We start from the raw sequence: 14,595 nt of genomic DNA, 5'->3' as shown, positions 1-14,595 counted from the left end.
TGCCTCAAGCGGGATGAGCGCAGGTCGCACGCGCCGTCACCCGGTGCAGTCGTCGGCGGTAGCAAGTTGACCGCCGGTCACCATTTCCGGGTGGGGGACGGGTCAGGCCGCGGTGGTCGCCCGGTTCGCGAGGGCTGCCAGGGGTCTGCTCGACGATGTGCCGGGCCATAGCCTGTTGGGTGTGGCCGGTGACGTCGTTCTCCGCGGCACGACGAGCGGTGACCACGCCGTGCGGGCGGATCTCGGCAATGCCGGCGTTGACCACCTCGGCATTGGGCGCGGTGACCGCCGGGTATCAGTTGCTGCTGATCAGGGTGCGCTTGCAGCCGATCTCGTAGTCCGAGGTCAGCGTGGCTCGCACCTGCGGGTCGCGGACCTGGCGCTCCAGGCGGGTCCGGGCCAGCTTCTGCACGGGGCCCAGGTAACGGGGGCTAGGGCGAGTCTCCCAAGTTTGCGGGGTCCGGTGCGGGATCTTGAACGGCTGGGCACTCGTGCTGAGCTGAGTGATGGGCAGTGGGCGGTGATCGAGCCGTTGATGCCGCACGTGACGGGGCGGTCGCGGCCTTACCGGGATCACAGGCAGGTGGTGGAGGGCATCGTGCACCGGTATCGGTGCGGTCTGGCTTGGCGGGATCTGCCGGAGCGGTTCGGGCCGTGGCAGACGGTGTGGAAGCGGCGCGCCCGGTTCTCCCGGGATGGCACGGGGGACAAGGTGCTGGCCGCGGTCATCGCCGCTGCTGATGCCGCCGGTGACGTCGACTGGGCGGTCAGCGTGTACTCCACGGTCAACCGCGCGCACCAGCACATCACCAAACCTGCCGCTAGCCGAGATCCCCACGGGGCAGCGGCGAACGACATCAATCAGATTCTCGGCCGCGGCAACAAGGCGTTGGTCGAGCCGCCTGATCACGGCATCGGCCGCTCCCGGGGCGGCCTGTCGACCGAGGTCCACCACGCCGTCGACGGCCGCGGACGCCCACTCTCGATCCTGATCGGCGCCGGTCAGGCCGGTGACGCACCGGCCTGCCTGCCGCTGCTGGCCGGCATCCCGGTGGCACGTCCTGGACCGGGCCGGCTCCGCACCCGCCCGACCGCGGTGCTGGGCGATCGGGCCTACTCCGCCAAGGCAATCCGAGCCCACCTGCGATCCCGTGGGATCACCGCGGTCATCCCCGAACCCCGCGACCAGCAGGGCCACCGTGCCCGCCGCGGCAGCAGAGGCGGCCGGCCGGTCAGCTACGACCGCGAGCTCTACAAGAAGAGCAACGTCGTCGAAGGCTCCTTCGCCCTGCTCAAGCAATGGCGCGGACTGGCCACGCGCTACGACAGGCACGCACTCATCTACCGAGGCGCGGTGGTCCTGGCCGCCGTCCTCGCCTGGACCCGCACCTGAGAGACATGCCCTAGGGGCGATCGGATACAAGTCGATGCCGGTGACCGGGGGATAGATCAGGTTGCCCGCGACCTGGCGGATGACGCGAACCGTCCGCTCGTCGACCGGTCCGACCGGAACGATGTGGTCAGCGGCCGACGTCCCTTCCACCGCGCCTCGGCCATGCCGTAGACGATCATCCCGCCGCCGCTGTTGGCCGTCGCCGCGATGTTCTTGGCCTGTTCGGCCTGCTGAGCCATTCTTGTGACCCGGTCGTCGGTCGCGGCGGTCAGTGGCAGTTTCTGTTTCCAGTCAGGTCAGCCCGCTCGGTGACCCGGGCGACGCAGGCGCACTCGCCCGGCGTGCGGTCAGCGCAAGTGAGTGTCGCGCCGGTAGCGGGCTCTGCGCATCGTGGTGATGACCCAGAACAGCCCGCTGACCATGAAGATCAGCGGCAGTCCGATCTCATTCCCCTGCTCCTCGGGGAGTTGAGCGACGATGACCAGCCCCACCATCAGGATGACCACGAGCGAGGTCAGCGGATGGTCCTTGCCCCACTCCACGGTGTCCTCGACCATCATGCCGTAGTTGGGGCGCCTGCGGAGCCAGGTCGACTCAGGCCTCGGCGGTTTGGGAAGAGTCGGCTCGGGCATGGCTGCAGGACCGGGTTGTGCGGTCGCCGTCGCCGTGATGCCGGGGCCGGCTGGGGGCGAACTGGCGTCGGCCACGCGCTGAGCGCGCAGGGCTCGTTGAATCCGGGCATCCGTCAAGTTGGAGTCCGGGTTGGCCGCAATCCGGTGCCAGATCTCCTGCCACTTGGCGCAGGCATCGGTTCGAAACGGGCCCATCGGATGGTCGGTCAAGGCGATTCCTCTGGGCTCGTCCCGGCAACGGGCGCAGCCTAAGTCCGATCGGACCCCGAAGGGAAGGTGCCGAGAGTGCGGGCAGGCTACCTGTGCGTCCGGGCTCGCCGGGCAACGGTCACGCAGTTGGGGCCGGAAGTCCGATCGCCGCCGGAGCAGGCAGTCGGATTCCCCGGAGTGCTGCCAGGCCGTCTAGTTGCCGGATCAGCCCCGGCGGACGGCTATCACAGCGTGGCCGCCAGGAGGAAGCCGGCTGCCAGGGCCGGCCCATAGGGGATCGTGGTCTCTCGGTTGCCTCCGCGGGCCAGCGCGATCCCGACCTGCGCACATGTCACTCCAGCGAACACGGCAAGGCCCAGCAGCAGGCCACCGCTGTTCGCGTGTCCCAGACCCAGGCCGCCCAGCACTGCCAGCCGGACGTCGCCGTAGCCCGCACCCGCGAACCGCCAGCACAGCAGCATGGTGAACCCGGCAGCGATCGTGCTGACGCCGCTGAGCAGTAGGCCGCCCCAGTCGCCGCGCACGGCGAGGCCGACGATCAGCAGCAGGCACGTGGCCACGCCGGCCTGCCGGACCAGCGGAGTGGGGATGCGCTGAGTCACCGCATCGCATGAGGCTGCCGCGACCAAGGCGCATCCCCAGATCAGCAGGATCGGCGCCAGTTGCCAGGAATTCGTTCGATGCCATGTCGCGACAGCCGCTGCTCCCGCTACCCCACCGCCAAGGCTGCTGGCCAGCCACAGGGCCCAGGTGGCTCGGTCTTGCCGGGCCAGTTGGCTCAGCCCCCACCTGGTCAGCAGGGGGCTGAGCGAGGCACCGGTGAGCGTCGCTGCGATCGACCACTCACCGCTCATCCGGCCTCCCTTCCTCACGGACCACCTGATGAGGCCAAGTTGACCCGCCTCTGCCATCCGCGGGTCGACGAGCTGCGCCGGCTGTCGAGGTCGCCGCTGAGGCTGCCCCTGCGATACACCCGCTCACGTGGACGAAGCGAGAGATCAGCCGATGCCTGTCACCCAACCGGGTGAAACGGTGCCTGCCCTGTTGCGCTGGGCAACAAGCGAGGCAATCTCGCCACTCGGACGGTGGGCAAGAGAGGGGACACAGCATGGCTTTGACGCGCCTCGTTGCTCTTGGCACTGCCCTCATCGCTGTGCTGTCGGTTTTGAGCTGCTCGTCCTCCCGCACCGTCCCTTCCACGCAGCAGACCTCAACGGCGAGCCAGACGTCGTCGACCGCGTCCGAGGCCACCGCTGACCCAAGTCAGGACGCGGAAGCTCAGGCACTCGCCCTGATCCCGCGCTACCTCCAGACCATCGACGACCTGTATCTCGATCCGTCGCGGTCCCTCGACGAGCTCTACGAGGTCTCGGTGGCACCGGAAGCAACGGCCGAGGCCACGGCCATCGGGCAGTTCCGTGCCCAGGGCTACCGACAAACCGGACGATCACAGCTGGTCACGGCATCCGTCAGCGAGATCGACCTGACGAACGAGCCGGCCGCTGTTCCCTCACCGGTGTTCCCCAGCGTCGCCGTCACCGCGTGCGTGGACGTCAGCCAGGTCCAGGCGACCGACGGGACCGGATCGTCGGTGATCGCACCAGACCGACCGAAGTACCTCGTTCAGCAGCTGACCGTGGTCAACATCGACTACCCGGACGCCTCCTCGTGGCGCATCAGCAGAGCCCCTAACGCGCTGGCGTCGACGTGCGACGGATAGCCGTGCTGCTGGCCGGCGTCGGCGTCTGGTGTGCGCCCCCAGCAGCTGCCGGAACAGACGGGGTCTCCTGCCAGCAGTACAACTCGCACGGCATCTGCGTCGTCGAGGCCAGCTCGGACGGGGCACCTGCGGACCCGTCGACCCTGCCGGTCGCTGCAGCCCCGGCCAGTGATCGTGACGAAGCCGTCGAGCCGAGCTGCACGGTCGCCCTCGCCGCTGCCACCGCCATTCCCTGCCAGACCGCTGACGGATGGTGGGTGCAGACCATGCAGTGCTACGCCCAAGAGGCAGCGGAGCAGCCCCCGAAGGACGCAGCCGTCTGGGGTGGGCGCACCGACGGCGCCGTCTACTTGTGCAGCTACTACACGGATGGTCGCTCGTTCCCCGGCACGAATGGTTTCTCGTTTTGGTCCGCGACCCCACCGGCCGGGCCTGCAGCCGTCGATCCAGCCGTGCTGGCCGAACAGGCGTTGGACACCTTGACGATCCCCGCGCCGACGACCGGGCGGTACCCGGCGGGGCTGCTGCAGAACGGCCAGTCGTTCACGGTGGTCAATGCCTACACGTGGTTCTGGACCGACCCAGCGTCGTTCCAGCCGCTGACCGCCCGCGCGGATGCGGGCGGCATGTGGTCCCAGGTGGTGGTCACTCCGACAGCCCTGTCCTTCACACCCGGCGATGGGGCGGACGGTGTTTCCTGCTCGGGTCCGGGAGTGGTCTGGCAGCCCACGGACGGCGTCTGGTCGCCGTCTCCGGCGGGCTGCCACTACCGGTATCCGCACTCGTCGATCCACCAGCCCGACCGACAGATCACGGCAACGTACGGCATCCAGTGGTCCGTCGCGTGGACGTCGTCGACAGGGCTCAGCGGCACGTTGCCCCAGCTCACGACGTCGTCGAACGCAACGTTCGCCGTGGCGGAGGCGCAAGCGGTGGTGACCGGATGACGGCCAGGGCCGAGACGGCGGCGAAGCATGTCGCGAGCCACCCAGCTCCGGCACCAACCGTGGCGCCGCCATCGCCGGCGCCATCACTGCGGAGCGCCGCGGCGCGACCACGCGTCAGCCGCAAGTCGCTGGTCCTCAGCGTGCTGGTCGTGCTCCTCGGCGGGCTCGTCGCCTTCGCCGCCGGCCAGATGCTGACTGCCCGCACTGAAGTGCTGGCGGTGGCCCGGGACGTGCAGGTGGGATCGACGATCACAGCTGACGACTTGGCGGTCGCGAGCGTCACGTCTGACCCGCGCCTGTCGCCGATCTCAGCGGCGGAGCAGTCCCAGGTGATCGGGATGGTGGCGCAGGTCCCGCTCGTCCGCGGGGGACTGCTGACCCACAGTCAGGTCGGCGTCGACAGTGGGCTGGCGGCCGGTGAGATGTTGGTGGCCCTGCCGATGAAGGAGGGCCAGTTCCCGGCGCGTGGGCTGACCGCGGGCCAGCGGGTCCTGGTCGTCCCGACGCCGGGCAGCGCTGGTGCGGTCGGTGCGGGTGGGGGTGCTGTTCAGAAACTCATCGAGGCCACCGTCGCCGAGGTGGGGCCGGTGAACCCGACCACGCAGGTGACGGTGGTCGACGTTCGGCTCCGCGAGGACGACGGGCCGACGGTGGCCCAGCTCGCCTCCACGGGGAACCTGGCGCTGATCCTGCTGCCGGGTGGTGGCTGATCCGATGCTCACCGTTCTGGCTTCGGGCAAGGCGGCACCGGGCGTGACCACAGCCACCTGGGCACTGGCGCTGTCCTGGCCGGGGCCGCTGCTGGTCGCCGACTGTGATGCGGTCGGTGGGGACATGGTGCCGGGCATGCTCGCCGGCCGGGTCGGCATCGACCACGGCTTGCTGTCCTGGTCAACCGCCGCCCGCCATGACCTACCGGTGGCAGGAGCAGCCGCGCTGCTCGCCGAGCACGGGATCCAGGTGCCGGAGCAACCGCAGACGACGCTGGTTCCTGGCTTCGCGACCGCCATGCAGGGCAGCTCGTTCACCCTCGATGCCTGGGAGCGGCTCGCGCGCGCCTTGCAGCGATCCAGGGCCTCCCTCGGGAGGGACGCCCTGGTGGACGCCGGACGACTGGTCAGCGACCGGGGTTGCTGGCCGGTGCTGCGCGCTGCAGACCAGGTGCTGTTGACGGTGCGGCCCAGCGTGCGATCGGTGCACGCCGCACAGGACGCCGTCCGGCGGCTACGCCGGGAACTCGGCGACCTGACGACCGTGACTGCGTTGGTTGTCGGGGACGGTCCCTACTCCGCGGGTGAGGTGGCCGAGGCACTGGAGCTGCCGCTGGTCGGCGTGCTCCCGGAGGACCGGGCCGCAGCAACGGTCCTCTCCGACAGGGGCCGGATGAGCGTGAAGTCGATGCGGCGGTCCTCGTTGATGCGAGCTGCGACGTCCCTGGCCAGCAAGCTGGCCGCCTCCGCCGAGGCGTCGTCCGATGTCGCGGCGGTGGCTGGATGACCCCCATCCCGGGGGCCGCGCGGTTGACGATCCGAACGGCACAAGGCGCCCAGCTCACCGACGCCGAGTACCGCATCGTGGCCGAGCTCCGCGACCGGGTGTCGACGCGGCTGACGGTGGAGGACAGGAACTACGCGCCTGGTCCGCGGCGGGAGCTGACCAGAAAGCTGATCGGCGACGAGTACGAGCAGTGGCTGCTTCACGAAGCGCACCGTGGTCGGGCGGCTCCGGCCGTGACGACCGAGGACACGATCTTCGCCGCCGTCCTGGCCGAGCTCGACGGGTTGGGACGGCTGGCTCCGCTGCTCGCGCGCCACGACGTGGAGGACATCCACTTCGAGGGCTGCGACCCCACGGTGTTGCGCACGGTGGACGGACAGCTGGTGGCCGGACCCCCGATCGCGTCCACTGACGAAGAGCTCGAGCAGTTGCTGCGGTCGATCGGGTCACGCTCGGACGGCGGGCAGACCAGCCGGGAGTTCTCCTCAGCCAGCCCCATCCTCAACGTGCGGCTGCAGGGCGTCACGGAGCTGGGGGCCCGGCTCCAGGCGGCGATGGATGTGCTGCCCCGGCCGGCCGGGGTGATCCGCGTGCACCGGTTCGGCGATCCGAGCCTGGACGACCTGCACCGGATGAACATGGTCGATTCCCCGGTCCGCGCCTTCCTGCAGGCCGCGGTCGAGGCGGGTGTCTCCCCACTCGTCACCGGAGCGCCGGGCGTCGGGAAGACCACCCTGTTGCGGGCCCTGGGCAACGCCATCCCCTGGAACAACGTCGTCATCACCGTGGAGGACGAGCGTGAGCTCGGCCTGCACCTGCCGCGGTGGGATCCGGTCCAGCAGCAACTGGTCAAGCGGCACGCGGTGTGCCGGCCGTTCGAGTCCCGGCTGCCCAACGCCGAGGGGCGCGGTGGCTTCGACATGGGTGATGCGCTCCACCTCGCACTGCGGGCCTCGCCGACCTGGGTGCTGGTCGGTGAGGTCCGCGGGGCCTACGTCACCTCTCTGCTGGAGGCCGCGACCAGCGGCATCGCCTCGGTGATGTGCACCATCCACTCGCCCTCGGCCGAGGGGGTCTTCGACAAGGTGCTCATCAACGCGCTGAAGGCACACCCCACGCCCTCGACGGAACTGGTGCTGCGCTCGCTCGCTGCCCTCGGACTCGTCGTCCACGTGCAGCGTGACCGCAGCTACGCGCGGTTCGTGTCCGGCATCTACGAGCTCGGGGCGATCGGCGACTCCGGCCGCCCGGACCTCAGGCCCGTTTTCGCTCCCCGAGCTGGCGATGGCCGGGCGCAGGCCACCGGGCCGGGGATGCTGAGCGAGCCCTTGGCCGAGAAGCTGAACGCGGTGGGCTTCGACTCGAACTGGCTGCATCCCGGTGCCTCGGACTGGCCGGCTGATCCATACCCGCTGGAAGCTGCGTCGTGACGGCTGGCTCCCTGCTGCTGACCCTCGCCGGAGTGCTCGTCGCCGGCGGCGTCGTCGCCTTCGTCGCGACGGTGCGAGGCGTCAGCCTCCTTCCCGCTGGAACAGCGTCGGCGCGCGTGCCCCACCGGCGGCAGGTCACCCCGCTGCACGTCGGCGCGTTGGCGGCCGGAGTGCTGGTCCTGCTGATAACCGGTTGGCCGGTGGCTGCCCTCGCTGCGGTCGGTGGCGTGGTGTTCATCCCGAAGGTGCTCGGCGGAGGCAAGGCGTCCAAGCAGCTGATCGTCACGTCAGACGCGCTGGCGGACTGGACGCGGCGGCTGGCCGACCTGATCAGCTCCGGCGCGGCCGGCTCGACCCGGGAGGCGCTGCGCCGCTCGCTGACCTCCGCGCCGGCCGCGATCGCCCCGGCAGTCAGCAACCTGGTGACCCGGATGGGCCCGCAGGGTGTCGAATCGGCGCTCCGGCAGTTCGCGCGCGAGGTCGGCGATCCTGCCGCCGACAAGATCGCCATGGTGCTCATCCTGCGCGAGCGCAACGGCGGTCCCGGACTCGCCGAGGTGCTCACTGCGCTGGCCACAGACCTGGACGAGCGCTCCCGAATGGTGCGTGAGGTGGAGGCTGAACGGGCCAAGCCTCGGGCCAACATGCGCACGATCGTGGTGACCACACTGATCTTGGTGGTCGGGATGACGTTGTTCGCTCGGACGTTCCTGTCGGGCTACTCCACCGTCCTCGGGCAGGTGGCCCTGCTGCTGGACGTCGTCGTCTTCGGGACGGCGTTGCGATGGATGCGGCGCTTGTCCGACCCGCCGACGCGTCCGCGAGTGCTCGTCGATCCCGACCTGGTGACGGTGGACCGGTGACGGGGCTCCAGGCGGCCACGCTCGCCGGCATGCTCGTGGCGCTCGGCCTGGTCCTCGGAGCTCGGGCGTTGCGTCCGGCGCCCCCAGCACTGTCCGCGGCGCTCGACCAGCTCTCGGCCGGCCCGGCCGTGCGAGCCACACCAGCAGCACCGCCGACCCGGGCAGGCGACTGGTGGGATCACCTGCCGCGCTCGGTAATCCGTGCCGTCGAGGAGCACCTCGGCGTTCCCGACACCGACCTGAACATCCTCGGACGGACCCGCACCCAGCTCGCCGTCCGCAAGCTAACGCTTGCCTTCGCAGGGCTGATGACCCCTGCACTGTTCGGGCTGGCGCTGGTGCTCATCGACGCTCCCGTGCCGTTCGTGTTCCCCAGCGCCTTCGGACTTGCTCTCGCCGCTGTCGGTTGGCTGCTGCCGTCCGCCGAGACCCGGGAGGAAGCCAGGCATGCGCGGGCCGAGTTCCGCAGCAACCTCGAGTCCTTCCTCACCCTGGTGGCGGGTGAGCGTCGGGCGAGGGGGTCCGTGGAGCAGGCCCTGGAAGAGGCCGCCGAGGTGTCCGGCAGTGTGCCCTTCCGCCGCATGCACCGCGCGATCAGGCGCGCCGCGCTGTCCGGTCGCAAGCCATGGACCGACCTAAGCGACCTCGGCGACGAACTCGACGTGGCCGAGCTGCGCAGTCTCGCCGACATCGCAGCCGTGGCAGCCGACGGTGCATCGGTCTACAACACCCTGCTGGCCACCGCCCGGACCCTGCGGCACACCGAGCTGTCCGACGCCCGAAGCGAGGCGAACGAGATCAGTGAGCGGATGTCTCGCCCGCTGGCACTGCTGGTCACCGGGCTGACCCTGTTCGTCCTCGTTCCCTTCCTGCTCCGCATGTTCGCCGTCACTCCATGAGCACACCGCACACCCGGAGGCCCTCCATGTCCCAGACCACGATCGGCGACCGCCGATCCCAGATCGTCGGGGCGCTGCACGCCGCGGCCGCCCTCCTCCTCGGCTGGCTGCGCGCCGACCACGTCGCTGACGACCGGGGGTCGGACTCCTCGGAGAAGGCCTTCATGGTGATCCTGGCCATCGCGCTGGGCGGTGCGGTCACCGCGGCAGCGGTGGCATTCGTGGCCAGCAAGACGGCTCTCTTCCAGTAGGGGCCCAGCGCGTCATGTCTGTGCCACGCGTCCACAACCGGGCGGCTGCGCCGTCGTCTGGTCTGGTGACGCGCCCAGACGCAGCCGGGTCCTGCGACGACGGCGAGCGCGGTTCGTCCAGCGTCGAATTCGCGATCTTGTTTCCCATCATCGTCGCGCTGCTGCTCGCCGGCCCGCAGCTGAGCATGTGGTACTTCGCCCGCGAGGCCGCCGAAGCTGCAGCCCAGGCCGGAGCGCGGGCCGCCAGCGTCAGTGAGGCGACCGGGGGAGCGGGGCAGCAGGCGGCGGACACGTACCTGGCCCGGCTCGGCACCGGGACCATCACTCGCTACTCGGTCAGCGAAGAGGCCACAGCCACCTCCGTCTCGGTGCACATCGTCGCGGAGGTCCCCAACGTGATCCCGCTTCCCGGCTTCAGTCCGACCGTCGACGTCACGGTGGTGCGTGGCAAGGAACGCTTCACCACGCCGGATTCGCCATGAGCCGCAGCACTCCGCCGCCCCGCTGCCGGCTCGGTCAGCGGACGCGCGACGACCGCGGTTCCGAATCGGTGGAACTGGCCATCCTGCTGCCGGTCGCGATCCTGGTCCTGGCCATGCTGGTGGTCGGAGCCCGGATCGCGCTGGCCGGGGACCGCATCAGCGGTGTTGCCGGGATGGCCGCCCGGGAGGCGTCGCTGGCCCGCTCCAGCGCTGCCGCCCAGCAACTCGCCACCGCGAGCGCCACGGAGGCACTGTCCAGTCGTGATCTGCACTGCGCCGACGTCCAGGTGACGGTCGACACCGCCGGTTTTAGGAGCGCTCCAGGCGCTGCCGCATCGGTCACCGTGGCCGTGTCGTGCACCGTGGACCTGTCCGACGTCGGCGCTCCCGGGTTCCCGGGCTCGCGGACTCTGCGTGACACTGCCACCAGTCCCCTCGACCCCGCTCGGGATCTGTCGTGAACGGGCGGCGGTGCCGCCGCGCACCGCTCAGCGAGGACGACCGCGGATCGGTCGCCGTGCTGTTCTGCTTCATCGTGCTCATCGCCGGCATCCTGGTGACCGCCCTCGTCGACGCCGGCACCGCCATCCAGGCCGCCAACCGTGCCGACACCTACTCGGCCGAGGCTGCGCGGGCAGCCGGCATCGCGGTCGGCCCCGTTCCCACCGGTGGAGCCACCGACGTCCAGTTGGCGACGAGGGCCGCCAACTCCTACTTGGAGCAAGCAGGAGCCACCGGAATGGTCAGCGTGCTCGGGCCGGGACTCATCGAAGTCAGCGTCACCGTCACCGCGTCCACCCCCTTGCTCGGGATCCCGGTCAGCCAGACCCGGACGCACACCGCTCAACTGCGGGTCGGGGTCACCCAGGGGGAGGGGGTGTCGTGAGCTTCCACGTCGTCCGGCTGCTCAGAGCCGTCGGTGCCCTTGCGGTGCTCGTTGCCGTTGTCCTCGGCGTACCGGTCCTGCTCACAGCGTTGGACCTGGTGCCGCGTGGTCTGCCGTCGGTCGACGAGGTGGGCGCCGTGCTGACGGCGCGGGACGACGGTCAGTTGGTGCAGGTCGTCCTCGCTGCTGGGGCGTGGGTGTGCTGGGCCCTGTTCACCGTTTCGACGGTCGCGGAAGTCGTGGGAATCGCCCTGGCGAGACCCGCGATGGCACTGCCCGGGCTGCGCATATTCCAGCAGCCCGTGGCCGCCCTGCTCGCTGCAGTAGCGGTCGGGCTGACGGTCGCCCCGGCCATCGGGGCGTCCGCCTCCGGGACCGCGGCCACCCGACCTCCGCTACCGGTCGCGGTCGCCGTCAACGCGCTTCCTGCACCAGTGGAGCCGGACGTCGGCGTGCCGGTGATCCAGACGGCGTCCGACACGTCAGCGCACCCCCAGCCGGCGCCTGCTTCGCCGAAGACCTACGAGGTGCGACGACGAGACACGCTCTGGGCGCTGGCCGAGCGCTACCTCGGAGACCCATTGCGCTTTCCCGAGATCGTCCAGCTGAACCCGGCCGGCGTCGGCCCGGACAACGAGATCGCACCGGGCACGGTGCTCGTGCTGCCGTCAGCTGCGATCGGGCTGACACCTGCTGGAAGCGGAGCGGGAGATCCTGCACCGCCTGCGACCGAAGAAGTGACGGTCGAGCGAGGGGACACCCTCTGGGGAATCGCGGAGGAGTTCACCGGCGACGGGCAGAACTGGCGGACGGCCTGGGAGATGAACCGGGGGAGGACGGAACCCGGGGGAGCGGTCTTCAGCGACCCGGACCTGATTCGACCGGGATGGACGCTGACTGTCCCGGTCGTGGAGGGAGAGGCACCAACCGAGACCCCGACGCCTCAATGGACCTCGCCCGAGCCGGCACCGTCGCCCGAGCCGGCACCGTCGCCCGAGCCGTCGCCGTCGCCGTCGCCGTCGCCGTCGCCCGAGCCGTCTCCGTCGCCGGCGGGACCGGCTGGTCCGGCGGCGCCGGGCACGGCGGGTCGGCAGTGGTCTGAGCCGACCGCACCTCGCGTTGATCCGTCACCGACCCGAGTCGAGGCTCCGGCCGAGGCCTCGTCGCAAGCCCCGGCCGTCGCGTTCACCGGCGGCGGGGTGTTGCTGGCCGGGGTGTCGCTCATGGCCCTGCTGCGCTACCGACGACGGCAGTTCCGGCACCGGCGTCCGGGCCGCTTGATCGCGAGCACGCCACCCAATCTGACGCGCGTCGAACGAGCACTGCGGTCAGCGGGCAGCGCGGACGTCACCTGGCTGGATCACGCGTTGCGCAGTCTGGTCCAGGACCTGGCGTCGGTCGGGGAGGGCAGGCTGCCCGACGTCATCGCGGTCTGCATGACCGACGACGTCCTGACTCTCGTCCTCACCGGTCCGGCGCCGAGGGCACCCGAGCCCTGGGCGGTGGATGAAGCGGGCACCCGCTGGTCGATCCGGCGAGGTGACCCGCTGAGCTACGACGAACGCCGTCGATCGCACTTCTTCGCACCGTTCCCCACGTTGGCCTCGGTGGGCTCCACTGCCGGGGGGGAGCACTGGCTGCTCGACCTCGAACGAGTCGCGGCCATGTCCTTGACCGGCGACGCCGACCGCAGCCTGGACCTCCTCCGGTTCCTGGCCGCCGAGCTCGCGCACAACACCTGGTCGGAGATGCTGCAGGTGACTGCGGTCGGTTTCGGCCAGGAATTGGAAAAGATCAACCCCGACCGGTTCACGTGCACGGAGGACGTCGACAAGCCGATCGCGGCACTGACCGGCCAGCTGGAGTCGGTGACCGAAGCGATGCGCGTTGCCGACACCGATGTGCTTACCGGGCGGCTGCGCGACATCTCGGCCGACTCGTGGGCACCCCACGTGCTGCTCATCGGCCCCGGTGCGCCCGAGAGCGGAGCCTCGCTGGCGCACCTGCTGACCGCGCTGGAGCGGCAGCCGTCGCGCAGCGGGGTGGCCGTGGTCATGGCTTCCGGTAGCGACCGGATGGACGACGTCCGGTGGCAGATGACGATCGACGAGACCGGGCTTCTGCGCATTCCCGCGCTGGGGCTCGAGCTGCGCGCCCAACAACTGCCGGCTGAGGAGGCTGCCCCGCTGGCCCAAATGCTGGCAATGGCTGCCGTCACCGACGACCGTCCCGTTCCGCCGGCTCACGGGGACGCGGCGTGGGATCAGAGGGCCGACGCCTGCGGCGGCCTGCGACCCGGCACCGTGGGCAACGAGCCAGCGGCACGCCCGGTGGGTCCACTGGCCACGACCGTCGACTCAGTTCTGCCGCTGCCCGAGCAGGACTACCTGGACGCGGGAGCGACGACCGAGCACGACGTGCGAGCGCTGGCTCCCGCGACGGATGACGCTGTCCGCCATCAGGTCGAGAGCGCCGACCCCGATCTCGATCGGGACCTGGCTGACTGGGCCGACGCGTCCTCACCGCGACCCAAGCTGACGCTGCTCGGTCCGGTTCAGGTGCGCGCTCAGGGTTCTTTGCCTCAGCGCAACCCGCGGCGGCAGTTCTACACGGAGATCGTCGCCTACCTGGCGACCCGGCCTGGGGGCGCGACCAGTGAGCGGTACGCCACCGCCATCTGGCCCGACGAGCCGGACGTCGTCGGTAAGACCAAGGTGAGGCAGTCGATCTCCGTCGTCCGGGCGTGGCTCGGCACTGACCCGGAGACCGGAGCTGACTACCTGCCCTCGGGGCTCACTGCGGCTGCAGCCGGGCGCTACCGCATCGACGGCATCCTGATCGACGCGGAGCTCTTCCGTCGGCTGCGCGTTCGCGGCGTTGCGCGCGGAGCGAACGGCATCGGCGACCTGCGTGCCGCGCTCGATCTGGTCACTGGCCAGCCCTTCGATCTGCCTCCGCTGCGGCAAGGGGCGGCCGGTGGGTACAGCTGGTTGGTCCAGGAGAACGCCCGGCCGGATCACGAGTACGCCGCGATGATCGTCGACGTCGCGCACATCGTCGCCACCCACCACCTCGCTGCTGGTGAGCCAGGGCTCGCTGCGGACGCCGCCCAGGTTGCATTGCGGGCGGGGAGCTTCGAGGACGTACCGCTACTCGACCTTGTCGCTTCCTGCGACGCCCAAGGCGACCGAGCTGAGGCCGACGCCTACGTCGCCCGGATTCTAGGCAACCACGACGCCGAGGTAGAGGAAGATCTACCGCCTCGCACAGCCGAACTCCTGTTTCGACGTGAACGAACAAGCGCGCGGGTTGATCGGAACAAGAACTAGTGAATGAGCTGGCTCCGAAGAGCCAACGGTGATCATCGTTGTCTTGCCGGTCTGGG

The 14,595-nt window shown here is 70.3% G+C and carries 16 protein-coding genes; 13 read left to right on the top strand and 3 right to left on the bottom strand.

All coding sequences use genetic code 11. The annotated features are described in order from the left end of the window. The first annotated feature begins 481 nt into the window (after window positions 1-481). A complete protein-coding gene (locus O2W15_RS11775) occupies window positions 482-1,393 on the top strand; it encodes an IS5 family transposase (RefSeq protein ID WP_269164500.1) in 912 nt (303 codons plus the stop codon). A 56-nt stretch (window positions 1,394-1,449) separates the two neighbouring features. Here the strand turns inward: O2W15_RS11775 and O2W15_RS11770 are convergent, their stop codons facing one another. From O2W15_RS11770 to O2W15_RS11760, 3 genes are all read right to left on the bottom strand, one after another. After that, on the bottom strand, window positions 1,450-1,632 hold the full coding sequence (locus O2W15_RS11770) for a hypothetical protein (RefSeq protein ID WP_269164267.1): 183 nt from the start codon (window positions 1,630-1,632) through the stop codon (window positions 1,450-1,452). Window positions 1,633-1,740: 108 nt separating this feature from the next. Beyond that, window positions 1,741-2,235: a hypothetical protein gene (locus tag O2W15_RS11765; protein ID WP_269164268.1), complete on the bottom strand. Its 495-nt coding sequence runs from the start codon at window positions 2,233-2,235 to the stop codon at window positions 1,741-1,743. Window positions 2,236-2,459: 224 nt separating this feature from the next. After that, window positions 2,460-3,089 carry a peptidase gene (locus O2W15_RS11760; protein WP_269164269.1) on the bottom strand — a complete coding sequence of 210 codons (630 nt, stop codon included), beginning with the start codon at window positions 3,087-3,089 and terminating at the stop codon, window positions 2,460-2,462. A gap of 254 nt (window positions 3,090-3,343) precedes the next feature. On the opposite strand from O2W15_RS11760, the gene O2W15_RS11755 reads away from it, so the two are divergent. The 12 genes from O2W15_RS11755 to O2W15_RS11700 all read left to right on the top strand — a co-directional run bounded on the left by O2W15_RS11755 (window position 3,344) and on the right by O2W15_RS11700 (window position 14,539). Further along, entirely contained in the window at window positions 3,344-3,955 is a 612-nt protein-coding gene (locus tag O2W15_RS11755) for a hypothetical protein (protein WP_269179561.1), read from the top strand. A 2-nt stretch (window positions 3,956-3,957) separates the two neighbouring features. Then, window positions 3,958-4,902 (top strand): hypothetical protein, encoded by a 945-nt coding sequence (locus O2W15_RS11750; protein WP_269164271.1) that lies wholly within the window; start codon window positions 3,958-3,960, stop codon window positions 4,900-4,902. Continuing rightward, window positions 4,800-5,612: an SAF domain-containing protein gene (locus O2W15_RS11745; RefSeq protein WP_269179560.1), complete on the top strand. Its 813-nt coding sequence runs from the start codon at window positions 4,800-4,802 to the stop codon at window positions 5,610-5,612. Before O2W15_RS11750 ends, O2W15_RS11745 begins: the two co-directional genes overlap by 103 nt. Before the next feature lie 43 nt (window positions 5,613-5,655). Further along, window positions 5,656-6,399, top strand: a complete 744-nt coding sequence (locus tag O2W15_RS11740) for a hypothetical protein (protein ID WP_269179559.1) — start codon at window positions 5,656-5,658, stop codon at window positions 6,397-6,399. Further along, on the top strand, window positions 6,396-7,829 hold the full coding sequence (locus O2W15_RS11735) for a CpaF family protein (RefSeq protein ID WP_269179558.1): 1,434 nt from the start codon (window positions 6,396-6,398) through the stop codon (window positions 7,827-7,829). The genes O2W15_RS11740 and O2W15_RS11735 overlap by 4 nt, the downstream gene beginning before the upstream one ends. Then, on the top strand, window positions 7,826-8,692 hold the full coding sequence (locus O2W15_RS11730; RefSeq protein WP_269179557.1) for a type II secretion system F family protein: 867 nt from the start codon (window positions 7,826-7,828) through the stop codon (window positions 8,690-8,692). Before O2W15_RS11735 ends, O2W15_RS11730 begins: the two co-directional genes overlap by 4 nt. Further along, on the top strand, window positions 8,689-9,591 hold the full coding sequence (locus O2W15_RS11725; RefSeq protein ID WP_269179556.1) for a type II secretion system F family protein: 903 nt from the start codon (window positions 8,689-8,691) through the stop codon (window positions 9,589-9,591). The genes O2W15_RS11730 and O2W15_RS11725 overlap by 4 nt, the downstream gene beginning before the upstream one ends. Window positions 9,592-9,617: 26 nt before the next feature. Beyond that, complete coding sequence (locus O2W15_RS11720; protein WP_269179555.1) at window positions 9,618-9,842, top strand: hypothetical protein; 225 nt, start codon at window positions 9,618-9,620, stop codon at window positions 9,840-9,842. 65 nt (window positions 9,843-9,907) lie between these two features. Then, window positions 9,908-10,324 carry a TadE family protein gene (locus O2W15_RS11715; RefSeq protein ID WP_269179554.1) on the top strand — a complete coding sequence of 139 codons (417 nt, stop codon included), beginning with the start codon at window positions 9,908-9,910 and terminating at the stop codon, window positions 10,322-10,324. 68 nt (window positions 10,325-10,392) lie between these two features. Further along, window positions 10,393-10,785, top strand: a complete 393-nt coding sequence (locus O2W15_RS11710) for a pilus assembly protein TadE (protein WP_269179553.1) — start codon at window positions 10,393-10,395, stop codon at window positions 10,783-10,785. Further along, window positions 10,782-11,210 carry a hypothetical protein gene (locus tag O2W15_RS11705; RefSeq protein WP_269179552.1) on the top strand — a complete coding sequence of 143 codons (429 nt, stop codon included), beginning with the start codon at window positions 10,782-10,784 and terminating at the stop codon, window positions 11,208-11,210. The genes O2W15_RS11710 and O2W15_RS11705 overlap by 4 nt, the downstream gene beginning before the upstream one ends. Then, window positions 11,207-14,539 (top strand): LysM peptidoglycan-binding domain-containing protein, encoded by a 3,333-nt coding sequence (locus O2W15_RS11700; protein ID WP_269179551.1) that lies wholly within the window; start codon window positions 11,207-11,209, stop codon window positions 14,537-14,539. Before O2W15_RS11705 ends, O2W15_RS11700 begins: the two co-directional genes overlap by 4 nt. Window positions 14,540-14,595: the final 56 nt, after the last annotated feature.

Origin of the sequence: Modestobacter sp. VKM Ac-2979, from assembly GCF_026967995.1 — a bacterium.
GTDB lineage: Bacteria > Actinomycetota > Actinomycetes > Mycobacteriales > Geodermatophilaceae > Modestobacter.
Note: the sequence above shows the minus strand (reverse complement) of the source record. Positions and strands in the feature narration are given on the sequence as shown.

Bases quoted from the DNA above. Each gene is read 5' to 3' on its own strand.
- O2W15_RS11720 (WP_269179555.1), top strand. From the start codon at position 9,618: ATGTCCCAGACCACGATCGGCGACCGCCGATCCCAGATCGTCGGGGCG.
- O2W15_RS11770 (WP_269164267.1), bottom strand. From the start codon at position 1,632: ATGGCTCAGCAGGCCGAACAGGCCAAGAACATCGCGGCGACGGCCAAC.
- O2W15_RS11735 (WP_269179558.1), top strand. From the start codon at position 6,396: ATGACCCCCATCCCGGGGGCCGCGCGGTTGACGATCCGAACGGCACAA.
- O2W15_RS11760 (WP_269164269.1), bottom strand. From the start codon at position 3,089: ATGAGCGGTGAGTGGTCGATCGCAGCGACGCTCACCGGTGCCTCGCTC.
- O2W15_RS11755 (WP_269179561.1), top strand. From the start codon at position 3,344: ATGGCTTTGACGCGCCTCGTTGCTCTTGGCACTGCCCTCATCGCTGTG.